Here is a 995-nt window from a genome sequence, read left to right as displayed (position 1 = left end):
GTCACTATGACTGGGCTCTGAAAAAACTCAAAGCTCATCAGAAAAATTGTAAGAAACGTTAATTGAAGAGTTTATGAAGGTTGGAAAATCTTCTTCTAAGCTTCGAATAGCTTAGTTCTCGTGATTTTTGAGCTCTTCTAGCTTTAGAATCCTTCAAAAATTAAAATTTAAAGCTGTCATAGACTTAGAATAGATCTAAAAAATATATACAAATGCAATTCTAAACTTAGAATTGAATTTATATTAAAGTGATTATACTGTTCGATACTTAGAATGACTTGATTCTGAGAAATGTTGACTAGAAAATGGATCGAATGGCTTTTTTCTGATATAGGATGATAGATAGATGGGTGAGATGATGAACATACAAAAAGAGAAAGTTAGAAAAGAGTTGATGTCCCTCTGTTTGGGAGAGTTCACAGCCGTCCTATCTATTTGGTTTTGTTTTTTCCTTTTGAAAAATAGGCTTGGTGATTGGAATGGTTTGATCTCTATTCTTCATCCGTTGTCTTTACTGACATTTATTTTGCTTCAAGGTTCAATCTATTGGGCGATTTTGATTAGAAGACTCTCGAAACCTCAGTTCGGAAGTGAAAATGTCCCTAAACTATATGGTGTGCTCAGAATACTAGACCTCGTTTTACTTATTTCAGGCTTTCCTTTTATTGTCTGGAATGCACAGAGTGTCCTAGTGACTATCTTAGCCACGTTGATACAGCTTTTTGCCCTTATCGAATGGGTTAATTATTTCCTCCTACGCCTATCTTATAGTTTGAACCCTCTTGTTTTATGGAAACGAATTACCAAGGGAAAACTTGAAAAAAGCAGAATAGCCAAGGAGTTGGGGTAGGGGGAATGAATGTATGTTTTAGATACTATCAATATAAAACTTTAGTTGACGTTAAATAATATTAAAAATGAGTAGGAGAATATCTATGTCTGTAGGGTTAATGGTTGGTTATAATTGGTGGACTATAGGAGAAGGGAGTCTTTTT

General features: G+C 34.2%; 1 protein-coding gene. It reads left to right on the top strand.

Features of this window, described 5'->3' with window-relative positions:
- Nucleotides 1-346: 346 nt before the first annotated feature.
- On the top strand, nt 347-850 hold the full coding sequence (locus GMD4S_RS10600; RefSeq protein ID WP_000504319.1) for a hypothetical protein: 504 nt from the start codon (nt 347-349) through the stop codon (nt 848-850).
- Nucleotides 851-995 lie beyond the last annotated feature (145 nt).

The organism is Streptococcus sp. GMD4S (genome assembly GCF_000296955.1).
Note: the sequence above shows the minus strand (reverse complement) of the source record. Positions and strands in the feature narration are given on the sequence as shown.